Source organism: Mycobacterium sp., from assembly GCF_032162605.1.
In the GTDB taxonomy this organism is placed as follows: domain Bacteria; phylum Actinomycetota; class Actinomycetes; order Mycobacteriales; family Mycobacteriaceae; genus Mycobacterium.
This window is the reverse complement of record NZ_JAVROT010000556.1, coordinates 1-24,951: the sequence shown is the minus strand read 5'-3', so window position 1 is coordinate 24,951 and position 24,951 is coordinate 1. Positions and strand designations below refer to the sequence as shown.

General features: G+C 67.0%; 22 protein-coding genes and 1 pseudogene. 18 read left to right on the top strand and 5 right to left on the bottom strand.

What is annotated here, in order from left to right; genetic code table 11:
- Positions 1–283 (top strand): GNAT family N-acetyltransferase (locus QOI01_RS31005; RefSeq protein ID WP_526387220.1); only part of this gene is annotated, 283 nt, incomplete at its 5' end.
- Between the two features lie 22 nt (positions 284–305).
- Here QOI01_RS31005 and QOI01_RS31000 read toward each other — a convergent pair.
- The 3 genes from QOI01_RS31000 to QOI01_RS30990 are packed head-to-tail and all read right to left on the bottom strand — an operon-like array spanning position 306 to position 3,968.
- A complete protein-coding gene (locus tag QOI01_RS31000) occupies positions 306–1,190 on the bottom strand; it encodes a winged helix-turn-helix transcriptional regulator (protein ID WP_526387222.1) in 885 nt (294 codons plus the stop codon).
- A gap of 36 nt (positions 1,191–1,226) precedes the next feature.
- Positions 1,227–2,744: a carotenoid oxygenase family protein gene (locus tag QOI01_RS30995; protein WP_526387218.1), complete on the bottom strand. Its 1,518-nt coding sequence runs from the start codon at positions 2,742–2,744 to the stop codon at positions 1,227–1,229.
- Between the two features lie 3 nt (positions 2,745–2,747).
- The gene (locus QOI01_RS30990; protein ID WP_526387216.1) at positions 2,748–3,968 is read right to left on the bottom strand and encodes an acetyl-CoA acetyltransferase; all 1,221 of its coding nucleotides are present in this window, start codon (positions 3,966–3,968) and stop codon (positions 2,748–2,750) included.
- A 183-nt stretch (positions 3,969–4,151) separates the two neighbouring features.
- Between QOI01_RS30990 and QOI01_RS30985 the strand changes: the two genes are divergently transcribed.
- The 3 genes and pseudogenes from QOI01_RS30985 to QOI01_RS30975 form a co-directional block, all read left to right on the top strand.
- Positions 4,152–4,853 carry an ANTAR domain-containing protein gene (locus QOI01_RS30985; RefSeq protein ID WP_526387214.1) on the top strand — a complete coding sequence of 234 codons (702 nt, stop codon included), beginning with the start codon at positions 4,152–4,154 and terminating at the stop codon, positions 4,851–4,853.
- A gap of 96 nt (positions 4,854–4,949) precedes the next feature.
- Positions 4,950–5,330, top strand: coding sequence for an ArsR/SmtB family transcription factor (locus QOI01_RS30980; protein ID WP_526387212.1), 381 nt, complete (start codon positions 4,950–4,952; stop codon positions 5,328–5,330).
- Positions 5,331–5,332: 2 nt separating this feature from the next.
- Positions 5,333–6,248, top strand: a pseudogene (locus QOI01_RS30975) (SulP family inorganic anion transporter); the annotation flags it as partial.
- Between the two features lie 685 nt (positions 6,249–6,933).
- On the opposite strand, the gene QOI01_RS30970 reads toward QOI01_RS30975, so the two are convergent.
- A complete protein-coding gene (locus QOI01_RS30970; RefSeq protein ID WP_526387210.1) occupies positions 6,934–9,072 on the bottom strand; it encodes an amidase family protein in 2,139 nt (712 codons plus the stop codon).
- Between the two features lie 253 nt (positions 9,073–9,325).
- On the opposite strand from QOI01_RS30970, the gene QOI01_RS30965 reads away from it, so the two are divergent.
- Genes QOI01_RS30965 through QOI01_RS30930 form a run of 8 tightly spaced genes read left to right on the top strand, consistent with a single transcriptional unit; the run spans position 9,326 to position 17,831 of the window.
- Entirely contained in the window at positions 9,326–10,945 is a 1,620-nt protein-coding gene (locus QOI01_RS30965) for an ABC transporter substrate-binding protein (protein WP_526387208.1), read from the top strand.
- A gap of 34 nt (positions 10,946–10,979) precedes the next feature.
- Positions 10,980–11,921: an ABC transporter permease gene (locus tag QOI01_RS30960; RefSeq protein WP_526387206.1), complete on the top strand. Its 942-nt coding sequence runs from the start codon at positions 10,980–10,982 to the stop codon at positions 11,919–11,921.
- A complete protein-coding gene (locus QOI01_RS30955) occupies positions 11,918–12,781 on the top strand; it encodes an ABC transporter permease (RefSeq protein ID WP_526387204.1) in 864 nt (287 codons plus the stop codon). The genes QOI01_RS30960 and QOI01_RS30955 overlap by 4 nt, the downstream gene beginning before the upstream one ends.
- Positions 12,778–13,791, top strand: a complete 1,014-nt coding sequence (locus QOI01_RS30950; RefSeq protein ID WP_526387202.1) for an ABC transporter ATP-binding protein — start codon at positions 12,778–12,780, stop codon at positions 13,789–13,791. Before QOI01_RS30955 ends, QOI01_RS30950 begins: the two co-directional genes overlap by 4 nt.
- Positions 13,791–14,825 (top strand): oligopeptide/dipeptide ABC transporter ATP-binding protein, encoded by a 1,035-nt coding sequence (locus tag QOI01_RS30945; RefSeq protein ID WP_526387200.1) that lies wholly within the window; start codon positions 13,791–13,793, stop codon positions 14,823–14,825. The genes QOI01_RS30950 and QOI01_RS30945 overlap by 1 nt, the downstream gene beginning before the upstream one ends.
- Positions 14,822–15,769: a glycosylasparaginase gene (locus QOI01_RS30940; protein ID WP_526387198.1), complete on the top strand. Its 948-nt coding sequence runs from the start codon at positions 14,822–14,824 to the stop codon at positions 15,767–15,769. Before QOI01_RS30945 ends, QOI01_RS30940 begins: the two co-directional genes overlap by 4 nt.
- Complete coding sequence (locus QOI01_RS30935) at positions 15,766–16,590, top strand: M55 family metallopeptidase (RefSeq protein WP_526387196.1); 825 nt, start codon at positions 15,766–15,768, stop codon at positions 16,588–16,590. Before QOI01_RS30940 ends, QOI01_RS30935 begins: the two co-directional genes overlap by 4 nt.
- Positions 16,587–17,831 carry a methylaspartate ammonia-lyase gene (locus tag QOI01_RS30930; RefSeq protein WP_526387194.1) on the top strand — a complete coding sequence of 415 codons (1,245 nt, stop codon included), beginning with the start codon at positions 16,587–16,589 and terminating at the stop codon, positions 17,829–17,831. The genes QOI01_RS30935 and QOI01_RS30930 overlap by 4 nt, the downstream gene beginning before the upstream one ends.
- 5 nt (positions 17,832–17,836) lie before the next feature.
- On the opposite strand, the gene QOI01_RS30925 is transcribed toward QOI01_RS30930, so the two are convergent.
- Positions 17,837–18,412 carry an Lrp/AsnC family transcriptional regulator gene (locus QOI01_RS30925; RefSeq protein WP_526387192.1) on the bottom strand — a complete coding sequence of 192 codons (576 nt, stop codon included), beginning with the start codon at positions 18,410–18,412 and terminating at the stop codon, positions 17,837–17,839.
- 110 nt (positions 18,413–18,522) lie between these two features.
- On the opposite strand from QOI01_RS30925, the gene QOI01_RS30920 reads away from it, so the two are divergent.
- From QOI01_RS30920 to QOI01_RS30895, 6 genes are all read left to right on the top strand, one after another.
- Positions 18,523–19,212: a creatininase family protein gene (locus tag QOI01_RS30920; RefSeq protein ID WP_526387190.1), complete on the top strand. Its 690-nt coding sequence runs from the start codon at positions 18,523–18,525 to the stop codon at positions 19,210–19,212.
- A complete protein-coding gene (locus QOI01_RS30915) occupies positions 19,209–19,901 on the top strand; it encodes an SDR family NAD(P)-dependent oxidoreductase (RefSeq protein ID WP_526387188.1) in 693 nt (230 codons plus the stop codon). Before QOI01_RS30920 ends, QOI01_RS30915 begins: the two co-directional genes overlap by 4 nt.
- Positions 19,888–21,243: a dipeptidase gene (locus QOI01_RS30910; RefSeq protein ID WP_526387187.1), complete on the top strand. Its 1,356-nt coding sequence runs from the start codon at positions 19,888–19,890 to the stop codon at positions 21,241–21,243. Before QOI01_RS30915 ends, QOI01_RS30910 begins: the two co-directional genes overlap by 14 nt.
- Positions 21,240–22,418, top strand: a complete 1,179-nt coding sequence (locus QOI01_RS30905; protein ID WP_526387185.1) for a dipeptidase — start codon at positions 21,240–21,242, stop codon at positions 22,416–22,418. Before QOI01_RS30910 ends, QOI01_RS30905 begins: the two co-directional genes overlap by 4 nt.
- Positions 22,415–24,112 (top strand): DUF885 domain-containing protein, encoded by a 1,698-nt coding sequence (locus QOI01_RS30900; protein ID WP_526387183.1) that lies wholly within the window; start codon positions 22,415–22,417, stop codon positions 24,110–24,112. The genes QOI01_RS30905 and QOI01_RS30900 overlap by 4 nt, the downstream gene beginning before the upstream one ends.
- 8 nt (positions 24,113–24,120) lie before the next feature.
- Positions 24,121–24,951: alpha/beta fold hydrolase (locus QOI01_RS30895; protein ID WP_526387181.1), on the top strand; the 831-nt coding region annotated here is incomplete at its 3' end.

The window sequence follows — 24,951 nt, the reverse complement described above, 5'->3', positions numbered from 1 at the left end:
CCGCAGAACCGGTGTGAACACCGAGTGCAAGCTGTTGATGCTGAGCCACGCGTTCGATGAGTTAGATTGCGTGGCAGTCGAATTCCGCACACATTTCTTCAACTCCACCAGCCGGGCGGCGATCGAGCGGTTGGGCGCCAAGCTCGACGGGGTGCTCAGGAGCCATCAGTTGTCGGCCGATGGATCGAGGCGCGACACCGTCGTCTACTCGATCCTGGACATCGAATGGCCAGCCGTGCGCAACAACCTGCTGTTCCGGCTGGCGCGAGACTACGGAATATGACGAGATCCGGCCGCGAATTACGTCATATTCCGTAGTCTCGACGCGGCCCTGAAACGGTAGTCACCTCGGCGCCACGCAACGGCCCCGCGCATTGATCGCAAGCGAGGACGGCGTCGAAGGCATTGCCGCACAGGGTGTGCCGCAGTAACACGGCCGGACCCTCCGGCGCGGCGAACCAGCGGTGCGCCCACTGCAGCGCGGTGATCAGAACGGGAAAGACGGCGCGGCCCTTCTCGGTGAGCAGGTAGCGGCCGCCGCTGGACTCCAGCACGCCGCCCGCGGTGAAGATCTGCAGCCGGTCGGCCAGCGAGCCGGGCGGGGCACCGAGTTGCCCCGCGAAGTCGTTGAATCGGGAGGTGCCGACGAAGGCCGCGACCAGTAGGGCGAACGCCCACCGGTTGCCGAGGATGCCCATGGTCTCCGGGAAGAGGCCGGCCCGGCCCGACGCCGCGTCGGACGCCGACCGGCGCCGCGTCGACTGGACCGGCATCGAACGCGGCCAGGACCCGCTCGGTCCCCACGTCGCGGTCAGGCCCTTCTCCGTGACGACCTGAACGCACGCGCGGCAGGTGACCATCGGCGCGAACTCCGCGTCACAGCCGACATGGCGCATGGTCGGCAGGCTCTCGGCGTGGTCGGGCACCCACCGGCGTTCCCACTCCCAGATCGACGTCAGCACCGGCCACAGCGAGCGACCCTGCGGTGTCAGCACGTATTCGTACCTCGGCGGCCTGTCCGAATAGATGCTGCGGGTCAGTAGCCCGTCGTCGGTCATCGCGGCCAACCGGCGGGTCAGCACCGCGTGAGAGATCGGCAGACGTGCGGTGAAGTCTCCATAGCGGGTCACGCCGAGCAGCGCCTGCTGTGCGATCAGTAGCGTCCACTCGTCACCCAGCACGCCGAGCATCCGCCCCACGGCGTTGACCCCGCCTGGCTGGTTCAACTACAGGCCGATCGCTCGTGCGGCGGTGTCGGCCTCCTGCCAGCGGCGAAGTTCCGATCCTGGCGCCCACGTCGAATGGGTGCCGCTCGAGACCCGTTCGGGCAGAGCCAGTTTGCACACGGGTCCGTCGGACATCCTGGCTGCGTCGAACACCAGGCAGTAGGACGCGTCGGCATTCATGTCGGTGGTGATGGTGACCAGGTAGCCGTCGTCCTCGCCCGTACTGCCGACGCGCGGAGCCATGGCCGTCTCGCTCCCGAAGATCCCGCCGTCGAACGCGAAGCGATCCTCGGCGCCCGTCTTCAGGTCGTGCTTGACCAGGCCGTCGAACATGAACCAACCGGGCTTGCCCGTGGCGGCGTAGGTGTAGCGGTAGTCGAGGCCGGCGTGCGCGGGGTTGATCATGCCGAATTCGGTGATGCTGTCCGACAATTGCTCCTCGCGCACCGCGCCGGTGACGAGGTTGAACCGCCAGCGGTGCAGGCGGGTCTGCATCCTGTCCATGGCGAGGAACCGGAAGATGCGTTGCCACTTGCCGCCCAGCCCGTCGTCAGCGGGTTCCGGATCGCCCTGGAAGAACCCGTCGAGCACGATCTCGTCACCGTCCTCGTAGGCGTTCGGGAAGTGCAGCACGTAGGTCGGGTCGGCCTCGAACCACCTGATCTGCGACGTGTCCCCGCGCCGCGGGATGACGGCGAAGCGCGTCGGCACATCGCGGTGAAAGCGCGGCAGGTGCACGTTGTGGTCCAGCAGACTCGGATCCCAGAACAGCGGAAAGTCGTTGAGGATCACATAGTTCTCGGTGAACGCCATGTCGTGTGGCAGGCGGGGCCCTGGCAGCGGCACGTCGACGAAGTGCACCAGCGCACCCGCGTCGTCGACGACGCCGTAGTGCATGTAGGGCGCCTGCTTCGAATAGTTGAAGAACAACAGCTCACCGGTCCTGTCGTCGACCTTGGGGTGCGCTGACACACCCCAGTCGAATGGGAAGGCGCCGTGCCAATCCTCCTTGCCCAGCGTCTCTCCGGAGCACGGGTCGACTCGGTACAGGTCGCCGCACTGGTAGTGGCTGGTGAGCGCGGTACCGCGGTGCACGACGACGTCGGTGGACGACGCGTCCTTCATCAACGTCCTTGCGCCCCAGCCGTAGTCGCGGCGGGCCAGCTCGACCGGCTCCGCGATGCCTGGCCACAGCGGGCCGGCCGCGTCGTTTTCCTCGGCGAAACCGTCGGTGCGGACGAACCTGTTGCGGTAGAACGCCTTTCCATCACGGAATCCGACGACGTGCACCATGCCGTCGCCGTCGAAGGGATGGTAGGCCTTAAGCGCCGGATGCAGGGGGTTCTCGGTGTTGCGCAGGTACACGCCGTCGAGGTCGGTCGGGAGCTGGCCTTCGACGACGGTCAGGTCGTCGGCGTCCCATTCGGTGGTCTGCGGTCGCCACGGCCCGGTGCGGTACGGGTGGTCGTCGTCCTCGGGCAGCGTGGACAGATACTTGCCGACTACGTCTACGTGCATGGCTTACTCCTTGGCTGAGCCGACGATGAAGCTGACGGTGGTGGCCGTGCTGCCACCGAAGTTCAGCGTCCCGAATGTCCTTGCGCCGTCGACCTGATAGTCGCCTGCAATGCCGCTGACCTGTTTGGCGGCGTCGAAGAGCATGCGCACCCCCGAGGCGCCGACGGGATGGCCGCCGCCGATCAGGCCGCCGCTTGGGTTGATCGGCAGCCGCCCGCCCATCTCGATTTCGCCGTTCTCGATGGCCTTCCACGATTCACCGGGACCGGTCAGCCCGATGTGGTCGATGGCGAGGTACTCGCTGGGGGTGAAACAGTCGTGCACCTCGATGCCGTCGAGATCCTCGAGCGTGACATGGGCGCGGTCGAAGGCGTCGAGCACGGCGTCGCGCACGTGCGGCATGACGTACGGACCGTCTGCCGAGCGATCCAGCTTCTGCCGCAGGCCGAGGCCGACGGTGCGGTGTCCCCAGCCCTCGATGCGGCCGATGGGCTTGGCGTCGGGATGGTCGCGCAGGTAGTCGTCGGTGACGAGCACGACGCCGGAGCCGCCGTCGGTCATCTTGCTGCAGTCGAACCGGCGGATCCGTCCCTCCACGATCGGGTTCTGCACGTCGTCGTCGGTCAGCGGTGTCGGCACCGTCCAGTCGCGGGTCTGCGCGTTCGGGTTGCGGCGCGCATTGGCGAAGTTCACCGTTGCGATGGCCCGCAGGTGGCTTTCGTCGATGCCGAATCGGCGGTCGTACTCGTCGGCGACCTGGCTGAAGGCGAACGGCCACATGAACTTCGCGTCCTGGCCCTCGTGCCCCGTCCAGGCAGCAGCGCCCAGGTGTCGGGCTGCGGTGTCGCCGGGCACCGTCTTCTCCAGTTCGACGCCGACGACGAGGGCGGTCTCGTAGGCGCCGGACCGCAGGTCGGCGATGGCGGCGAGAACGGCGATGCTGCCGGACGCGCAGGCCGCTTCGTGGCGCGAGGACGGCGTATCCCAGAGACCGTCGACCACGCTCGCGGGCATCGCGCCGAGGTGGCCCTGTGCGGCGAACATCTCCCCGAACGCGTTGCCGACGTGGACCACGCCGACGTCGGCCGCATCGATCCTGGCGGCCTGCAGCGTCGAGTTCACGACTTCTGCGGTCAGGTCCGCGAAGTCCAGGCCCTCACGGCTCAGGTTGCGCGAGAAGTCGCTCTGGTAGCCGCCGAGAATCCACACGTTCGAACCAGCCATGACCGCACGGTACTACAACTAACAGAGTGACTCGAGAGGATTCGTCACCCGCAACGAGGCGGTCCCACCGGCTCTAGTCTGAACCGGCGGAACCTGGGTGCGTGCGGTTGTCGACCACCGCGCGTCCCTGTGTGCGAGCATTTCCCCGAAGGCGGGGGCCACAAACGTTCGTGCCAACCGGGGATGCGAGGCAAGATTGAGGTGATGAAGGCGCAGAACCACGGGCTAGCCGTCCGGATGGCGGAGCTGGCGCGGGTCATCGCGCTGCGGAACGTCGACGACGTACTCGTCGACGTCACCGCCGCCGCGAAGGAACTGATTCCCGGCGTCGACGTCGCCGGTGTGCTGCTGATCGGCAAGGGCGGAACCCACCAAACCCTCGCGCCGACCTCCGAACTGATGTTCACGCTCGACGATCTGCAGATGACCACCGGCGAGGGGCCCTGCCTGCAGGCCGCACTGGACGAGATCGTGATACGCACCGACGACTTCCGCGACGAGCCGCGGTTTCCGAACTACGCGCCGAGGGTCGTCGAACTGGGCCTGCTCAGCGCGTTGTCGTTCAAGCTGTACACCGCCGACCGCACCGCGGGGGCGCTCAACCTCTTCGGCTACGAGCCCAAGCGGTGGGACAGCGAGGCGGAGACCATCGGTATGGTTCTCGCCGCCCACGCCGCGGCGGGGATCCTGGCCAGCCGCGAAGGCGAGCAGTTGCAATCGGCGCTGTCCACGCGTGACCGCATCGGCCAGGCCAAGGGCATCATCATGGAACGGTTCAAGATCGACGACGTCCGCGCGTTCGCGATGCTTCGTCAGCTGTCGCAGGACGGCAACACCAAACTCATCGACGTCGCGCAACGCGTCATCGACACGCGCGACAAGTAACGGCGGGTCGACGGTCCGGTGATCTTCGGCACCCTGCTATTCTTCGATTGAGCGATTGCTCAATCCATCAATCCGTAATCTTTTTCAGAGGCGCCCGTGCCCGCTCGTTTCCCCACCACGCAGGAACAGCCGCTGTACGAGATCAAGGCCAATCTCTTCAAGGCACTGGCACATCCGGCGCGCATCCGCGTTCTGGAGATCCTCAGCGCGAACGGCCGGCCGACGTTGGTCAGCGAGATCTTGTCCGCTACCGACATCGAGGCGACGCTGCTTTCCCAGCATCTCGCCGTACTGAGGCGGCATCACGTCATCACCGGAGAGCGGATCGGTAACGGCGTGCGCTACGAACTCGCTCACCCGAAGATCTCGGAGTTGCTGGTGATTGCACGCGCCTTCCTGGCCGATACCCTTGGCGCTCAACGTGATCAGTTCGACGCGCTGGCCTCGCTGCCGCCGCTGTTCCACCGCGACGCGTGACGATTGCGCGGCGTGTCGCACGTCTGCTACCGGGCCGCTCCGACTACGCGGAGGTGCCCTATTCCTGGCGCCCTGACGTGCTGGCGGGTCTGACGGTCGGTGTGGTCGCCCTTCCGCTTGCCCTGGCGTTCGGCGTCAGCGCCGGCGCCGGCGCCGCCGCAGGTCTGGTGACCGCGGTGGTGGCCGGTCATCGAGGGCTACACGCTCGGTATCGCCGCCATCATCTTCTTGCAACAGGTTCCCTCTGCGTTTGGCGGGTCGGCTCCGGTGGGTGAGCGGACCCTGCTTGCCGCCTGCCCTTGCTTCCGCACGCAGATCTGGACGCGGCCCGCCCTCTGCTAGGGGCGGCGCTCGCGATCGCCGTGCTGGCTGCGATCGAGTCACTGTTGTCGGCGCGGGTCGCGACGATGGTGCCGACGGGTCCGTACGATCCCGACCGAGAGCTCGTGGGTCTGGGTCTGGCGTCGGTGCCTCGGGGATGTTCGGCGGCATGCCCGCCACCGGGGCGATCGCCCGTACCGCGGTCAACGTGCGATCCGGCGCCCGGACGCGGCTGTCGGCCATCGTGCATTCGATCCTCTTGCTCCGCGTGGTCTATCTGGCCCAGCAGATCCGACGCGATGATCTTCGTCCTGACCGCAGGCGTGACGATCTGCTTCGATCTGATCGATGCCGTCGAGATCGGTGTGCTCGGCGGCGCCTTCTTCGCGCTGCGCAGCGTCGCCCGCCGCAGCAGTGTGACCCGCGAGGAGTTGCCAGGCCCGCACCGGCCCGGCGATGACCAGACCGCGCTGTTGCGACTCGACGGTGCGATGTTCCGGTGTGGCAGAACGCATCTCGAATGCCATCACGGATGCTGAGCATCCGCACGTGACGGTGGTCATCATCCGGATGTCGAAGCTGGGCCTGCTCGACGCCCGAGAGTGTGTCGTGGCGGTAGCCGCGCAGCGGCACCCCATCAGCGCGGGCCGCCCGGACACCGCCCGGATTGATGACCTGTTTGACCGCTAACCCTTTGGTGGCGCGGCGCTGTGCCCGTTTCTGTTGTCGCGCTGAGGTTCGGTACTGCTCGGGGTTGGTGTTGCGCCGCGACCGATCCAGGGCTTTCTGCCGCGCACGGCTGCGCCGCGCCGCGCGCGTGGCTGCCTTCTGCTGCTCGGCGGTGCAGGTGATCTGGTCAACGAGCAGTTGTTCGGGATGCTCATCGGGGAATGAGGCGACCGCCAGGTTGGATACGTTGGCATCGACGCCGGCGAGCCGGCCAGCCGGGATCGCGGCGCGCCGAGCCCGGATGACCGCCGATTGGTAGCCGCCCTGGTGGGTCAGCAGATGGGCGTAGTACCGCCAGCCGCCGGGTGCTTTGCGGTCCCGAACGCGCACCAGGTCGATCTTGTGCCACACCGCAGGCTTGGCCAGAAAATGGGACAGGTGCGCCCACTGCCCCGCGCCTTGGGGCATCCGGACCGGCATCACCCTGTCCCCTGCGGGTGGGCCGGTGCATCGGGTGTGGCACATCACGATGGTGCCTGTACACACCCGGGCAAGCCATGATCATCGGCGGCGGCGCCGGCCTGTCCAATCAGTACACGAAGCCAGGTCACGGTCAGCTGACGGCAGAAAGCCGAATTTTGGTGCCCAGCATCGATTCCACCGCAAGGGCGGCGGCGAGCAGAGCCATGTCGGTGCCGGCCGGGGACGACAACTGGAGCCCGATCGGAAGACCGTCGCCGCTCCAGCCACACGGCAGGACCAGTGCCGGCGCGCCGGTGAGGTTGTAGATCCCGGTGAACAGGCCTTCCGCAGCGCCCTGCGGGGTGTCGACCGGCGGTGTGGTGACCGGCGCGACGAACGGCGCGGCCGGTGTCAGCAGCACGTCGATTCCCGCATAGACCTCGGCCACGGCGGGCAGCAGCCGTGCCCTTCCAGCGAGGGCGGTCTCGTAGTCGTCCCTGCTCACCGCAGCAGCGGAACGCAATAGTCGCAGGGTTTCCGGTCCGTAGTGGCCGGGATCGCCGCTGACCCGCGCATCATGCACCTGCCACGCCTCGAACAGCAGAATGTCCGAGAAGGTCTCCTCCAGCTCGGCGAAGGCGGATCCATCCACGTCGACGACGGCGCAGCCGGCCTCCCGGAGGCGGCCGATCGCCGCGCGGACCGCCGTGGCCACATCCGGTTCGACCTCGGCGTGTTCGAGTTGCCAGGGAAGAACACCGATCCTGAGTGCGCCGAGCGAAGGTGCCGGCTCCTGGCCGGTCAACGCGGAGAACACCTGGATCGTCGTCGTGACGTCGCGCGCGAGCAGGCCGACATGATCAAGGGTCGGTGCGAGCGCCTCGATTCCGTCGAGCGGCAACGCGCCATAGCTCGGCTTGAACCCGACAGCGCCGCAGTAGTGGGCGGGGAGCCGGATCGAGCCGCCGGTATCCGTGCCCAACGCCACCGCGCAGGCGCCGGCACCGACCAGAGCGGCCGAGCCTCCGCTCGATCCGCCCGCGGTTCGCCTGCGGTTGAAGGGATTCATCGCTTCGGGCACGTCGGGGTGGACTGCACCGGCAGCGTACTCGAGCAAGGACGTGGCCGCGAAGACATCCGCGCCGGCCGCGCGCAGCTTGGAGATGATCTCGGCATCAGCGACGGCGGGTTCGGTGCTCATCGAGCCGGGATTGCCGTTGCCGCGCGGGTGCCCGGCTACGTCGATCATGTCCTTGACGGCGATCTGCAGGCCGTGCAGCGGTCCCTCCGCCGCCCGCGGGGGTGCGTGGAACAACTTGACCACGGCGTTCAGTGGACGGCCGAGCCGTTCGGCCCGTTCATAGGCGGCGAGCAGCTCCAGGTTCGCGACCTCGCAGGTGCGCTCCCCCCGCTCGATCGCCTTGACGAGCTCGCCGGTGCAGGTCGTCAACGGGCCGGCGAGATCGCGGAGCAGGTCGTCGACCTCTGTCTTCCGACGGCGGACCATCAGGTCCCGGTAGATGCCGCTGTGCGACTTGGCGCTGGCCCGGTTGAACGCGACCAGACGGTCGAGCGAACCTTCCAGGTCCTGTGGGTCGAAACCATCGAAGCCCTCGGGTTTCACCGGCGCCTGCGCGAGGACCTCCTCGGCGACGGCGAGCATGAGTGGCCGCCACCGTGGCGCCTCCAGACTGTCCGCAATGGACAGACCGGAGACCGCGCCGGCGTAGAGCATCGCGCCATAGGCTTCCTTGCCCCACAGGAATCCCACAATGTTGGCCGTGACCTCGGCGTAGGGCAGCGCATCGGCGAGTTCGCGCAGGCGCGGGCTGATCTCGCCGGTCAGCTCGCCGACCCGGAAGGTGCCGATGTTGCCCTGCAGGATCCGGCCCGGCCCAAGCACATCCGCGCCGAAGTTGACGAACCCCACCATGAGTCGTTCGGTGCCCACCGCGTCGGAAAGCGTCTTCGCCGTCAAACCGTTCTGAAAACTGACCAAATAGCCATCCGGAGCCAACCGGTCACGTACCAGGTCCGCGGCGTGTCCCGTGTGGTGGCTCTTCACCGCGACGGCGACGTGATCGAGGCGATCGGGCAGGTTTTCCGGTGTGACCGCGCGAGCTGCGACGGTGAAGTTCTCAACCGGGCCTTCGATGGACAAACCGTCGGAGTTGATCGCCTCGACGTGTGCCGGATCCGCATCGCAGAACAGCACATCGTGTCCGGCCCGGACCAGGTGAGCGCCGATGGTGCCGCCGATCGCGCCGGCGCCGATGATCGTCAATCGCATGAATGGGCCGCCTCTGGTGATTCCTCGGTCGCCCCGAGGGCGTGGTGGCGACAGACACTACCCAAACCGAGTGGAGTGATCTAGCCTTCGATCTCATTGCGGACGAGACCTAAGTCTCCCACTCAACTTTACGTATGACAGGTAACTGGTGCGTAATCTCCCTGAAACGTGCTGCTGCTTGAGTACCGGACAGTGATTTGCGCCGAGTCCCGGCAGCACATCCACGGAACCGCAAACCCGTTAAGGAGCTGGCATGTCCGACCAGAATGCCGCTGTGCCGAACCAATCGGCCTCGCCGATTCCCGCCGGGCTCCGAGTTCCGGCGATCAGCCGACGCCGGCTTCTTCAACTGAGTGCTCTGGGTGTCGGCGCGTTCGCGGCCGGGCCGCTGCTGGCCGCCTGTGGTTCGTCCTCGCCGGCCGGTTCGGGCGGAAAGGGCGGCGACCTGGTGATCGTCCGTGCCCAGGATTCGGTCGACATGGACAAAACGATCGTGTTCAGCAACGCCTCGCTGTGGGTCTACCAGCAGATGTACGAGTGCTTGGTGACAATGACCGATGACGGCCAGGGCGTCAAACCGTGGCTGGCCGAGAACTATCAAATGTCGCCGGACAACCTCTCCTGCACGCTGAAACTCCGGCCTGGCTTGAAGTTCCACAATGGAGCGCCGCTGACCTCCGCCGACGTGAAGTTCTCGATCGACGAGTCGAGCAAGACCAGTGGTGGCTGGGAGTTCATCAACTCCGCAATCAAGGAGGTCACCACTCCCGACGACCTCACCGTCGTGGTGACCACTAAGTACCCTTGGGCCCCGCTGCTGGCCGATCTGAGCTGTCCCAACAACAGTGTCATCCCCAAGGACTACGGCGGTAAGAGCAAGGCCGACTTCTACGCCGCGCCCATCGCGACCGGACCGTTCATGTGGGACACCTGGCAGAAGGGGAACTTCATCAGGCTGAAGAAGAATCCGGCCTACTGGCAGCCCGGTAAGCCCGCGGTCGACACGGTCACCTGGAAGGTCGTACCGGACGACAACGCCAGGGCGATCCAGCTGCAGGGCGGGCAAGCTCATATCAACGAGGCACCGCCGTTCTCCAGCCTCGCCCAGCTCAAGGCGACGCCCAACATGAAGGTCGATTTGTTCCCGTCGACCCGGACCGACTACATCCTGATGAACCAGACGCGGGGCCCGTACGGGGACGTCCATGTCCGGCGCGCGATCTCGTTCGCGCTGGACCGCGAAGCGATGGTCAAGAACATCTTGTTCGGCAACGGGCAGCCCGCGAACTCGTTCATGATGCCCGCGGCGCCCTACTACGACAAAAACTGCCAGGGGATCACCTTCGACATGGACAAAGCTCGTCGGGAGCTGGCGATGTCCAGTGTTCCCAACGGCTTCACCACGACCTACCTCGCGATGTCGGGTGACTCGGTCGACTCCGCGATCGCACAGATCCTGCAAGCTTCACTGAAGGAGCTCGGGATAACGATGAACATCCAGAACGTCGATTCGAGCGCCCAGCACGACATGACGACCAAAATGGACTACGAGATAGCGCACTCGTACTGGACCATGGACCTGGCCGACCCCGACGAGCTGGTGCAGTTCGCGCTCGATCCGAATTCGGGCGGGCACTCGTTCGACAGCGGCTACAACGACCCTGCGCTGATCGACCTGGTCCACCAGGCGCAGCGGGAGTTCGACAAGACCAAGCGCCAGATGCTGTACAACCAGATTCAGCAGCGGGCCGCCGACGCCGCCGTCCTCGGGTTCTTGTTCTACTCGCCCTTCCCGTACTCACAGAGCAGCAGCTTGGGGGGCTTCAAAGTGTTGCCCACCGGCTACTACCACCTCGAAGAGGTCACGCTCTGACGCGAGGACCGGAATCCGCGGAGCTACCGAGCCGATGAAGTACCTGAGCTACATTCTCCGGCGGCTGGTGTCGCTGATCCCAGTGCTACTGGGGATCAGCCTCGTCGTGTTCTTCCTGATCCGCCTGATCCCCGGCGATCCCGCCGCGACGCTGCTCGGCTCCCACGCCACGCCCCAGGCCGTCGCGGCCCTGCGCGCCCAACTCGGGCTGGACCAGCCATTGTGGAGCCAGTACCTAACCTTCATGGGGCACCTGCTGCAGGGCAACCTCGGTTATTCCTTTGTGTACGACGGTTCGGTCAGCAGTCTGATCTCCACCAGCCTCCCGGTGACGATCTGGCTCCTGGTGTCGGGAACCGTCTTCACCCTGGTGATCGCCGTGCCGCTGGCCGTGCTGGCGGCGGCACGGCGGGGCGGGACGGCCGACAACATCATCCGGGCCGTCCCGGTCGTCGGGCTGGGCCTGCCGTCGTTCTGGCTCGGCATCATGCTGATCCTGGTGTTCGGCCTGAAACTGGGCTGGTTCCCGGTCGGCGGGTTCGGCAACGACCTGGCCGGCCATCTGCGAAGTATCGTGCTTCCCGGCATCACCATCGCGCTGACGCTCTCCCCGATCCTGATCCGGAGCCTGCGAGCCAGCATGATCGACGTGCTCGGCAGTGACTACATCGTGACCGCGCGGGCCAAGGGCATCAGCACGGCACGAGTGGTGTTCGGCCACGCGTTGCGCAACGCGTCCGTTTCCTCCGTCACCGTCCTTGGCGTGAACATCGCCTATCTCACCGGCTCCACGCTGGTCATCGAGCGGGTCTTTTCGTTGCCAGGTATCGGACAGCAGATGATCAACTCCATCCTCGGAAGGGACTTCCCCACCGTGCAGGGAATCACTTTGGTCTTCGCGATCATGGTCGTCGTGGTGAATCTGCTCACCGACGTGACGCATGCTGTGCTCGATCCCCGGGTGAAGCTGGCATGAGCACCGCGACGATCCTCGAACCCGCCCTGCCCGCGGCCGCTCCCTGGCGCCGTAGCCGGGGCCGGTGGAACGCGCCACTGGTGTCGGGCTTGATCCTGTTCGCCCTCATCGTGCTGTGTGCGGTCTGCGCTCCGTTGCTGACCAGCTACGACCCGATCCAGCAGAATCTCAACGCCGCGTTTCTCGCGCCCGGGTCACCGGGGCATCTCTTCGGCACGGACTCGCTCGGCCGCGATGTGTTGTCCCGCTTACTTTACGGGGCCCGCGTGGACCTGCAGGTCGGGGTGCTTGCTGTCGTCTCGCCGTTCGTCCTCGGCAGCCTGATCGGGCTGATCGCGGGCTGGTTCGGCGGCTGGCCCGACGCGATCATCGGGCGCGTCGTCGACATCGTTATCGCGTTTCCGTTCCTGGTACTGGTCATCGCGCTCGTCTTCGCGATGGGGCCGGGGACGTCGAGCATCTACACCGCGATCACCCTCGTCGGCTGGGTGGCCTACTGCCGCATCGTGCGCGGCCAGGTGCTGATCGCCAAGGAACAGGAATACGCCATGGCGGCCAGAGCCAGCGGCCTGCCGACCTGGCGCATCCTTCTCCGGCATCTGCTCCCGAACGTGATCCTGCAGGCGTTCCTCTTCTCGATGAGCGACATCGTGCTCACCCTGCTGGCGATCGTGACACTCGGTTTCCTCGGCCTCGGCGTGCCCCCGCCGACCCCGGACTGGGGAACGATGATCCAGGAAGGGCAGCAGTTCATCTTGACCAAGTGGTATATGTCCACGATTCCGGGCCTGGCGGTAGTGCTCACCGGTCTGGCGCTGGCGCTGATCGCGGACGGCATCGTAGACAAGGCGAACCGATGACCGCCCCGTTGCTCGAGGTCCGCGACCTGAACGTGGAGATCCCGGTGCCACACGGGCGGTTGCACGCCGTCCGCGGGGTGTCGTTGTCGGTCGGCGGCGGCGAGTCGGTCGGCCTGGTCGGCGAATCCGGCTCCGGCAAGAGCCTTACGCTGCGCGCTCTGCTGGGTCTGCTGCCGCAGCCGGCGAGGATCACTTCGGGAACCGTGCTGATCGACGGCGAAGACGTCACCGGGCTCCCGGCGAAACGGTTGCGCCGCCGATTGACCGACGCCATGAGCATGGTCTTCCAGGATTCGCTGACCGCACTGAATCCTGTGCTGCGGGTGGGCGACCAGATCGCCGAGGCTCCCCGGCGCAAGCTCGGCAAATCGCGGAGCGAGGCCAAGGCGATCGCCGTCGACCTGATGGCCGAGGTCGGCATAGCCGAGCCGGAGCGTCGCTATGAGCTGTACCCGCACGAGCTGTCCGGCGGAATGCGGCAGCGGATCTGTATCGGGATCGCGCTGTCGACCAAGCCACGGCTGATCCTCGCCGACGAGCCGACCACCGCGCTCGACGTGACGATCCAGGCACAGGTCCTCGGTCTGCTGCGGCAACTCCAGCGCGAAGAGCATGTCGGGCTCCTGCTGGTCAGCCACGATCTCGCGGTGGTGAGCCAAATCTGCTTGCGGCTCTACGTCATGTACGCGGGCAAGATCGTGGAATCCGGCGCACTGCTGGACCTTGTCACCGCCCCTAGGCACCCGTACACGTTCTCCCTGCTGCGATCGGTGCCCGACCCGGACCGCCGGGTCACCCGGCTGCTCACCATCTCCGGGCAGCCACCGGACCTCACCGAAGACGTCACCGGATGCTCGTTCGCGCCCCGGTGCCCGTTCGTGCTGGACGGTTGCCGCCAGGAGGAGCCGGTGCCCGTGGCGACCGCGAGCGGCCTGAGCGCGTGCCAGCGGGTCGACACCGCGGAGAGCTGGCCCGTGATGATCACAGCGGAAGGGGCAGGTCAGCGGTAATGGCGGGAAACGAGATTCTTTCGGTCGAAGACCTGGCCCGGCATTTCACTTCGCCGGTCTCGGTCACCGACCGGCTCTTCGGCAGGAAACCCGCGGCGAACCGTGCCGTCGACGGGGTGGACTTGGTTCTGCACAAAGGAGAAACACTCGGACTGGTGGGCGAGTCCGGCTGCGGGAAGTCCACCTTGGCACGATCCCTGGTGGGTCTCCACCCGCTGACGGCGGGTGTGATCCGGTACGAGGGCGCGGAGCTGCCTGCTCGCCGGACCAGGGCCCAGCAGCGCGCCCTGCAAATGGTGTTCCAAGACCCCTACAGTTCCCTGAACCCGCGAATGACGGTCGGGCAGACGCTGTCGGAACTCCTTCGGTTCCACAAGCTGGTCCCGCGCGACGAGGTCGCCGGGCGCTGCCGCGAACTGATGCGGCTGGTCGGGCTGCCCGAGCGAGCACTGGGGCAGCGGCCACGGCAGTTCTCCGGCGGCCAGCGGCAACGCGTGGGCATCGCACGCGCCTTGGCGCTCGAGCCCAAGGTGCTGATCGCCGACGAACTGGTGTCCGCACTCGACGTTTCCGTGCAGGCCAACATCATCAACCTCCTCACTGACCTGAAGGAAACACTGGACCTGTCGGTCATCTTCGTGTCGCACAACATGGCTGTCGTCCGGCAGATCAGCGACCGGACCGCGGTGATGTACCGCGGTCGCATCGTCGAGACCGGGGACACCGACACCCTGTTCGACGATCCCGTTCACCCATACACCAGATTGCTCATCGGCTCGGTCCCCCGCCTCGTCACCACCGATGAGCCGGCCGGGACCGACAGCGGCCCTGCGGTCGCGGAGAGCGGTAGTAGAGAAGAGGTCACGATGTCCGCGGCAGCCGCCGGCACCAGCCCCTGCCGTTACCTCGACCGCTGCCCGTCCGTGGTGGCCGAGTGCGCGGCCGAACCGGAGTTGCTCCACGATCCACGTGACCCCGGCCGGTCGGCCGCCTGCGTCCATGTGCCGGCCCGCGACACCGGGGTGATCGCATGAGCGGCCCGATCGTGATCGGCAGTGAGCGCAGCGAAGCCGGGCTGCCCGCCGCTATGGAGATCCTTGCCAGCGGCGGTTCCGCGCTCGACGCGGTCGAAGCCGGGCTCCGCCGGTGCGAGGACAATGTGGACGATCACTACGTCGGGACCGGCGGCCTGCCGAACGCCCAGGGCGTGGTGGAACTGGACGCGTCCCTGATGATCGGTTCGACCAGGGCCTTCGGTGCGGTCGGTGCGGTAAAGGGCTTTCCCAACCCGATCTCGATCGCACGCGCGGTGCTGGAGCGACTGCCGCAGCACAGCCTGCTCGTCGGCGCCGGAGCCGAACTATTCGCCGAAGAGCACGGTTTCGAGCGCGCGGAACTGCTGACCGACGAGGCGAAGAAGCTGTTCCATTCGGCGCTGGCACCGTCGGTCGAATCCGTCGAAGGCGAACGGACCGCCGCACAGAAGGGCGACGCGCATTACCGCGAGACCGCGCTGGAACTGGTCAACCACTTCGCCCCGCACGACGGACCTTGGGGCACCATCAACATTCTGGCGCTGGACTCCTCGGGCGAGCTGGTCGTGGGTGTGTCCACCAGCGGCTATCCCTGGAAATACCCCGGGCGGGTTGGCGATTCCGCGTTGCCCGGCACGGGAAACTACGCCGATATGCGCCACGGAGGCGCGGCCTGTACCGGTCGCGGCGAGTTGAGCATGCGCGCGGTCGGCGCCCGCGCCATCGTCGCCGATCTCGCGCGTGGGCTGGAGCCTGCCGAAGCGTGCCTGGCAATGCTCGCCGACGCGGCGACCCTGCCCGACGAATTCCGGGCGGAATTGCGCTGCCTCGCGCTCACCCCGGACGGGCGCCACGGCGCCGCGGCGGGACAGTCCGGTTCGGTTTACGTGGTCATGTCGAAAACCTCGACGGAACCCGAATTCCATCCAAGGAGTGTGCTGTGAAGATCTTCATCTCTTCGGACATGGAGGGTACGGCGGGAGTCGTGGACTGGGACCAATGCCGCGTCGGCGGATCCCAGTACCCGTATTACACCGGCCTGCTGACCGGGGAGATCAACGCGGCCATCGAGGGCGCGATGGCCGCGGGCGCCACCGAATTCCTGGTCAACGACGCGCACTCCAAGATGGCCAACCTGAAGCCGGACGCCCTCGCCGGACGTGCGAGCTACTTGTCCGGCCGGTACAAGCCGATGTACATGATGCAAGGTCTCGACGCGAGTTTCGACGCGATCTTCCTGGTGTCCTATCACGGTTCGATGGGCAGCAAGGGTTCAGTCCTGTCGCACACTTACTTTCCGGCGGCGTTCGCGGAGGTCCGCATCAACGACGCCGTCGCGGGCGAGGCGGGCATCAACTCGCTGGTGGCCAGCGCCTACCAGGTGCCGATCGTGCTCGTCACCGGCGACACCACGACGGCGGAGGAGACCGAGCGGTTCTGCCCGGGGATCAAGACCGCGGTGGTCAAACGGTCCATCACCCGGTTCTCCGCGGAAGCGCTGCATCCGGACGTGGCAAAGGACCTGATCCGCGAGCGGGCGCAATCCGCGTTGGCAGAGCTCGCGGACGCGAAGCAGGTGGACATCAGCCTGCCCGCCACGCTGGAAATCTTTTTCCGCACCAGCGACTACTGCGAGCTGGCCAGTCGCATTGCCGGCGTGAAGCGCACCGGTGACCTGTCGGCGAGCATCATCGGCGACGATCCACTGTGGATCTACCAGACGTTCGTCACCGCCGTGCTGCTGTGTCGCGGGCTCGTCGAATGAAGATCGTCGAGGTGCTCACCGAGCCGGTCCGCACCGGGTTCTTCGCCGATGATCAAGCTGCTATCAGGGCCGGGGCCGCGCACGACGGGTTCGGCTACGACGGCACTCCCCTCACCCCCGGCTTCGCCGCGATCCGGCAGGCCGGTGAGGCGCTGTCGGTGTTGCTGCTGCTCGACGACGGTTCGGTCGCACACGGCGACTGCGCCGCGGTGCAGTACAGCGGCGCCGGTGGCCGGGATCCGGTGTTCAGCGCCGAGTCGGCCCGCCGGGACATCGGGGATCACCTCACGCCGCTGCTGGTCGGCGCCGAGCTCACCTCGTTCCGTGACCTCGCCGACCGCGTGGACGACCACCCGCTGCACAGCGCGATCCGTTACGGCGTAACGCAAGCCGTGCTCGACGCGGTCGCCAAGAGCCAGCGGCTGACCATGGCCGAGGTCGTCCGGGACGAGTACGCGACCGGGGCCGACCTCCGGCCGGTACCGATATTCGCCCAATGCGGCGAAGACCGGTACACCGGCGTGGACAAGATGATTCTCAAGCGGGTGGACGCGCTGCCGCACGGCCTGATCAACCAAGTCGGTCCCCTGGTGGGCCGGCAGGGCGAGCTGTTCGAGGACTACGTATGCTGGCTGGTCGGCCGGATCGCCGAGCTCAGGACCGACAGCGCGTACGTGCCACGGTTGTACTTCGATACCTACGGCACCATCGGACAGATCTTCGACGGTGATGTGGATGCGGTGGCCGCCTATCTCGCCCGCCTCGCGGAGATCGCGGCGCCGCACGAGCTGGTCATCGAGCATCCGATCGACGCCGGTAGCCGGGACGCCCAGGTGGCCACCTACGTCCGGCTCCGTACCGCGCTGAAACAGCTCGGCTCACCGGTGAAGATCGCCGTCGACGAGTGGTGCAACACGCTCGAAGACATCGAACTGTTCGTCGACCACGACGCCGCCGACGTGATCCACGTCAAGACCCCCGACCTCGGCGGGATCACCAACACCGCCGAGGCGCTGCTGCTCGTTCGCGACCGGGGACTCTTCGCCTACTGCGGCGGGACATGCAACGAAACCGAACGGTCGGCCCAGGTCACCGCGCATCTCGCGATGGCATGCGCGGCAGGCCAGATCCTGGCCAAGCCGGGCATGGGAGTCGATGAAGGGCTGATGATCGTCGGCAACGAGATGACCCGGGTGGCAGCCATCACCGCGGCCCGGCCGTTCATGGCGGTCTCGCCATGACCCACTCAGACCGGTTTCGACAGCAACTCGGCCACCACGTTCTTCGGCTCGAGCCCGACCAGGCTCAGCAAGGTCTCGGTGCGCTGCACGCCTTCGATCTCCCAGATCTGCCTGAGCAACTGCCGCAGATGGGCGTGGTCGCGGACCCGGAGCCGCGCGAGCATGTCGATCGCGCCGGTGACGACGTCCAAGGCCTCCAGCTCGGGAACGCCCTCGATCTGCTCGACGATGGTCGCCTGCTGGTAGCCCTGCGCGGCGGTGATCGTCAGATACACCGTCATCGGATAGCCCACCGCACTCCAGTCCACGCGCACGCCATAGCCTCGGATGACGCCGAGGCGCTCGAGCCGCGCGATACGGTCCCCGACCGCCGGGGCGGACATGCCGAGCTCGCGGGCCAGCGCCCGCTGGGAGCGCCGGGAATCCTGGCTGACCAAAACGAGGATCTGACGGTCCACATCGTCCAGTGGCACGGCCGGGGACTGCTCCGGCGCGACGTCCATCAGGCTGCCCAGCGGCGAGGACAGGCTGCCCAGGGGCGTGGGCGAGACGGTGGTCCGGGCTCGTCGACGTGGCGGCATGGCGGACAGGCTACAGGTCGCCGAGCGAGATAAATCGCGCATTCAGCGCCAAACGCTGCTGCACAACAACAGGGATGTGAGGATCGATGCGGGTTTTCGACAGCAATTGGATGACCATCGCCTCCTACCTCGAACACGACGATCGGGTCGTGCTTCCGGTGGGTTCTACCGAACAGCACGGATATCTCTCGCTGGGTACGGACGCGCTGCTGGCCGAGCGGGTGTCGGCAGAGGCGGCCGAGCCGCTGGGAATCCCGGTGCTACCGGTCCTGCCCTTCGGGATGGCTCCCTACTTCACTCAGTACCCGGGCAGCATGAGCCTGCGGATGACCACCTATCTCGAAGTGCTGCGGGACCTGCTGGACTGCTTGGCAGGACAGGGTTTCCGGCGTATCACGGTGGTCAACGGCCACGGCGGCAACGCGCCGGTGACCGGCTTCATCCGGGAGTGGATCTGTCAGCCACGCGACGAGCAGGTGCAGGTCCTGTTCCACAGCTGGTACAACGCGCCGCGGACCGCCGCGGCCGCCAGCCGGTTCGATGAAGACCAATACCACGGTTCGTGGCTGGAGAACTTCCCGTGGACCAGGGTCGCCGGAGCCGACATTCCCGCTGGCAGCGCGCCGGTGCTGCCCCGGGCGCTGATGAACACGCTGACTCCACAGGAGATGAAGGAACTAGCGCCCGACGGCAGCCTCGGCGGGGCTTACCAGCGCAGTGACGAGGACATGCAGGTCGTGTGGGACGCGGGCGTGGCCGAGGTCCGCGAACTGCTGGAGAAGGGATGGCGGCAATCGTGAGCGCGGACAGGCTGGCCGTCGTGACCGGGACGGCACAAGGGATCGGAGCGGCCATCGCGGCTGCCCTCGAGGCGGACGGGCTGGAGGTGCGCGGGATCGACAAGGACACTGTGGACGTCACCGATTCCGCCGCGGTAGCGGATTTCTTCGCCGGGATCGGCGAGGTCGACATCCTTGTCAACAATGCGGGCGGGGTCGTCGGCCAGACGCATCACCCGATCGACGAGATCACCGACGAGCAGTGGTCGGCCGTGGTCGCGGCGAATCTCACCAGTACCTTCCTCTGCACCAGGGCGGTCGCACCGGGAATGAAGAAACGGGGCTGGGGCCGCATCGTCAACATCGCCTCCGGCGCGGGCCGCAGCGTCAGCCTGACCGGAATCCAGGCCTACGCGAGCGCGAAAGCCGGGCAGATCGGCTTCACCCGCCAGATGGCGCACGAACTCGGCCGCTTCGGCATCACGGTCAACTGCATCGCGCCCGGTTTTGTGCTGTCCAATCCCACGACGATCGATCAGTGGGACAGCTACGGCGAGGAGGGTCAGGCCGCACTCTTGGAACGCATCGCGGTACGCCGGCTCGGCGCACCGGAGGACATCGCCCACGGCGTCCGGTTCTTCGTCTCGGAGGCCTCATCCTGGATCTCCGGCCAGACTATTTCGATTGATGGTGGACATGCTCTCTTTTGATGCGACCGATGCCGAGTACCTCGAAGAGCTCGCCGGCTATGTCGCGGTCCCGAGCGTCAGCCGGGACGCGACCGCGGAAACCATGCTGGCCGCCGCCGGATGGCTTTCGGCGCAGTTGTCGTTCGCCGCCGGCCGAGTCGTGGCGACGACCGGTCATCCCGTGGTCCGGGCCGACTGGCTGCAGGCCCCCGGAGCGCCGACGATCCTGGTCTACGGACACTACGACGTGCAGCCGACCGGTGACCTCTCCGAGTGGCGGACCCCGCCGTTCGAGCTCACCGTCGACGGGGACGTGATCCGTGGCCGGGGTGTCAGCGATGACAAGGGCCCGGTGTTCATCGTGCTCAAGGTTGCTCAGGCCTTCCTCGAGCAGGAGGGCGCGCTGCCGTTGAATATCAAGTTCCTTTTCGAGGGTGAGGAGGAGATCGGCAGCCCGCACCTACCGGAATACCTGCGCGAGCACGCCGAGGAGCTCGCTGCCGACCTGGTGATCTCCGCCGACGGCGCGATGTGGCGACCGACCGAGCCGTCCCTGTCGATCGCGTCCAAGGGCCTGCTGACGATGAATATCGAGGTCACCGGCGCGAATGGCGACCTGCATTCCGGACGGTTCGGTGGAACGGTGGCCAATCCCGTCCACGCATTGAGCGAGATACTGGCCTCGCTGCATTCGGTCGACGGCCGGGTGGCGGCCGACGGTTTCTACGACGGCATTCCGGTCCTGAGCGCCGAGCGCAGGTCCGAAATCGCGGCCGTGCCCTTCGACGAAGACACCTACCGGGCAGGCCTCGGTCTGGACCAGGTTTTCGGCGAAGCCGGCTACAGCACGTTGGAGCGGCTGTGGGAGCGGCCGACGCTGGAGATCAACGGGATCACGGCCGGCGGCAAGTACACCGTCATCCCGCATGTCGCGACCGGGCACGTGTCCTGCCGGCTGGTTCCGGGGCAGCGCCCGGAACGCGTGCTGCAGGCGATCACCGACCACGTGCTCGCACAGAAACTCACCGGCGTCCGGATCGCCGTCGACCCGGACGAGGGTGCGGTTCCGGCGTACACGATTCCCGCCGACCACCCGGCGATCCGGGCGGCGACCGCGGCTCTGGAGGAGGTGTACCCGGAGCAGGACGTCCTGCTCGCGGTCATCGCCGGGACGCTGCCCGCGACGGCGTTGTTCGAGGAGGTGCTGGGGGCGAAGACGCTCTTCTTCTCCTTCTCCACCGCCGACGAGAACCTGCACGCTCCCAACGAGTTCATGCGGATCTCCCGGCTGCGGGAGGGAATGCGGGCCTGGGAACAACTGTGGCGCCTGCTCGCCGACGGCCCGCACCGGTTGGGCCGATGAGCGAGTACCAGTCCTACGGTTATCTCACGCCGAGTGCCGACCTGCCCGTTTTCGACTTGGCCCCGGAGTTCGGGCGGGTTCCCCCGTATTCCGGCGAGCTGACCGAAGACGAGGCAGCACGCGCCGCCCGGTTGTTGCGCGACAACATCGTGATCAGCCTGCACGATCATCCGGTCCGCTTCCCCAGCGATATGCGGCACACCCCGGAATACAACCGCACGGGACGCCAGCACACGGCGTTCGCCGGGCTGATGGCCTCGGGGATGACCGTGGTGTTCGACAACATGATGGACGGGACCGCGTGCGTGACCGGCAATGCGCCATGGCGCTGGCTGGACATCATCACGGATCTGGGCATGCGGCAGGCGGACATCGCGCACCAGGACGACGTCATCGTCATCAGGACGCTGGCCGACATCGACCACGCGCACCGGTCCGGCAAGGTCGGACTGCTGTTCGGGCTGGAGGCGTCGACCCCAATCGAGAACGAGATCGACCGGCTCGACGTCCTTTATGGACTCGGGCTGCGCCAGATCGGGATCGCCTATTCCGACTCGAACGCGCTGGGCAGCGGTCTGAACGAGACGACTGACGGCGGCCTGACCGACTTCGGGCGCCGAGCCGTGACCCGGATGAACAAATTGGGGCTGGCCATCGATATCTCGCATTCCTCGGACCGGACCGGGCTGGACGCCTGCGCCGCCAGTGAACGTCCGGTGTTCATGACGCACGCCGGAGCTCGCGCGGTATGGGACACGCCACGGATGAAGCCGGACGACGTGCTGCGGGCCGTGGCGGAAACCGGGGGCGTGATCGGGATGTCCGCCGCGCCGCACACGACGTTGTCGCATGATCACCCACGACACGACATCCTCTCCGTGATGGACCATTTCCGATACTGCGTGGACCTGGTCGGCATCGAGCACGTCGCGTTCGGCCCGGACACCCTCTACGGCGACCATGTCGGCCTGCACACCGTCTTCGGGCATCTGCTCAAGCGGCCGGGCGGTGGGCCGTCCCACGAGAAGGTGGCGTACGTGGACGGGCTGGAGAACCCGACCGAGAACTTCGGCAACATCTGTGACTGGCTGGTGCGGAAAGGCTTTTCCGACAAGGAAATCGCTGCCGTGCTGGGCGGCAACATCCAGTGTGCTCTTGCCGAGATCTGGGCATGACCGCGCCCAGCGAGGAACTCGCCCGGCTCAGCGCGGAGTACTTCCAGGCGAAGCACGCGGCCGACCCGTTCAACGCCACAATGCTGGGTGTTCCCGGTTTCGACGGTCTTGTGCCCGACCCCAGCCGGGCCGGTTCCGGCGCGCACTCGGCGACGCTCGCCGACCTCGAACGGCGGTTGCGGCGCATCGAGCCCGAGGGGCTGAACCCGGCCGATCGGATCAACCACGCGGTGCTCGAACGCTTCGTTCGCGCCGAGCGCTCGGATCTCGAGCATGGGCTCTGGGAAACGGGCGCGTCTGCGGATGGCTACGGCTCGCCGCAGGGAATGATGTTCATGGCGGTCCCGGCCGCACCCTTGCGCGATGCCGGAGACGTCGAGGAGTATCTGCGGCGGCTGAGCGGCCTGCCCGCGTACGTCGACGCGGTTCTCGATCGCTACCGGGAGGCCGCGCGGGACGGCCGGATACCGACCCGGGCCAGTGTCGGGCAGGCCATCAATCAGCTCACCGGTCATCTTTCGGCGAGCCTCACCGAGGACGCGCTCCTGAGCCCGCGGCTTCCCGCCGACGTGGACGCGGCCCGAAGCAAGGCCCGCGCGGCGGAAATCGTCGTGGAGTCCGTCCGTCCCGCGCTACGGCGCCTGCTCATCGGTCTCGGGGACGAACTGCTGCCGGTGGCGCGTCCCGATGACCAGGTCGGCGTCGGGTTCGTGCCCGGCGGCGAGGAAGGCTATCGCGCCGCGGTCCGGCGGCACACCACCACCGATCTCACGCCGGAGGAAATCCACCGGATAGGGCTGGACTGTCTCGCGGAACTGCGGCCGGAATGGGCCGAACTCGGTGGCCGGGTATTCGGCACGACCGACCTCGGCGAGATCGTGGCCCGGTTGCGGCAGGACCGGTCGCTGAGATTCCGGGACAGTGGCGAGATCGTCGCCACTGTCACCGAGGCGCTGCGCCGCGCGGAAGAAGTCCGTGACGAGTGGTTTCCCGCCTACGACATCGCGGACTGCGTCATCGAGGAGATCAACCCGATCGAGGCCGGCAACGCCGCGCTCGCGCATTACCGGCCACCGGCCGCCGACGGATCCCGGCCCGGGGCGCATTGCGTGCTCACCACCGATCCGGAGGAGCGATTCGCCTACGAGTACGAGGCGCTGGCCTTTCACGAGAGCACGCCGGGCCATCACCTGCAGATCGCGTCCGCGCAGCGGTTGACCGGTCTGCCCGAGTACCGGCGTTTCCTGGATGCCGAAGTATGCGCGTACGTCGAGGGGTGGGGCCTCTATAGCGAGCGATTGGCCGACGAGATGGGTCTGTACACATCGGATCTCGCACGCCTGGGCATGCTCTCGTTCGACGCGCTGCGGGCCTGCCGGCTGGTGGTCGACACCGGTATGCACGAGCGGGGCTGGTCCCGGCAGCGGGCGGCGCAGTTCATGATCGACAACACCGCGAGCACGGCCGCCAACATCCGCAACGAGGTGGATCGCTACATCGCGTGGCCGGGACAGGCGCTGGCGTACATGATCGGCCGCCTCGAGATCCGGCGCCTGCGGGCCGCCACGGAATCGCGGCTCGGCTCGCGGTTCGACATCCGTGCCTTTCACGGCGTCCTGCTCGGGAACGGTGCGGTCCCGCTCGACGTGCTCGACCAGATCGTGTCCAGCTGGGACCCCGGCAACCACCTGTAGGAGTGCAGATGTTCGTGGAAATCAACGGCGTCCGCCTCAACGTCGAAGTGCTCGGACCGCCGGGCGCGCCCGTGCTGATCGCGCACCACGGCGGTGGTGGCATCGGGTCGCTGGCCGAGCCGAAGGCCACCTTCGGCCCGCTCGCCGACGAGTTTCGTGTGGTGGTGTTCGACGCGCGCGGGTGCGGCCTGAGCGAAGGCGTGCCGCCCTACTCGCACGCGCAGTGGGCCGCGGACGTCGAGGGATTGCGCGAGTGGACCGGAGCCGAGCAGATCGTCGTCGCGGGCGGGTCCTACGGCGGGTTCATCGCGATGGAGTACGCCATCGCCTATCCCGGCCGGGTGCGCGCGATGATCCTGCGCGACACCTCGCCGGATCGCCGCAACCTGGCCGTCGCGCGGGAGAACGCGCGCAACCAGACCCGCGTCGAGGTGAACTGGGAGAACTTCGACCGTTACTGGAGCGGCAACATCCGCGACGACGCCGATCTCCAGGCCTGCTGGGCCGAGCTGATCCCGTTGTACGACTTCGACTACAACCCGGTCGTGGCCGCCGCGAGGGTCGAGGCCGGGATCTACCGGCATGAGGCGCACAACTGGTGCTTCCAGCACAACGCACCGGCCTACGACATCAAGCCGGACCTGCCTGCCGTCACCTGCCCGGCCTTGGTCACGGTGGGCCGCGCGGACTGGATCACCCCGGTTTCGTCGTCGGAGACCATCGCCTCGCTCCTGCCGAACGCGAAGCTGGTCGTCTTCGAGAAGTCCGGGCACTCACCACAGGTCGAAGAGGCGGAACTGTTCCAGCGGACCATGCGTGAGTTCCTTGGCGCGGTCGTG